Origin of the sequence: Bartonella sp. CL63NXGY (genome assembly GCF_042194905.1) — a bacterium.
GTDB lineage: Bacteria > Pseudomonadota > Alphaproteobacteria > Rhizobiales > Rhizobiaceae > Bartonella.
Genome location: NZ_JBHINK010000108.1, coordinates 1 through 265 on the forward strand (window position 1 = coordinate 1; position 265 = coordinate 265).

Consider the following 265-nt stretch of genomic DNA (forward strand, 5'->3'; position numbering starts at 1 on the left):
TGAACTGCATAAGTGGGCTTGCATCGGTCCAACTCATCAATAAAAATAATTAGTTGACCATTTTGAGGTGCTAATTTAGTAAGACATCGATTAAATTGTTTTTTTATCTCTTCAATATTTTGTCTTTTGCCTTGTCGAATAAACTCTTTTAGTTTAGGCAGTTGAAGTGACGTTGTTGCATTTATTACATCTATTCCTACATCGACAGCCTTTATCAGCGTTTCTTTTGCTTCATTACTCCATTGTGAAGTAGATAAACAGTTCA

The 265-nt window shown here is 33.6% G+C and carries 1 protein-coding gene; it reads right to left on the minus strand.

Translation table 11 applies throughout. The features are described 5' to 3' along the window. Positions 1-265: P-loop NTPase fold protein (locus ACFIK0_RS09525; protein ID WP_375663932.1), on the minus strand; the 265-nt coding region annotated here is incomplete at both ends.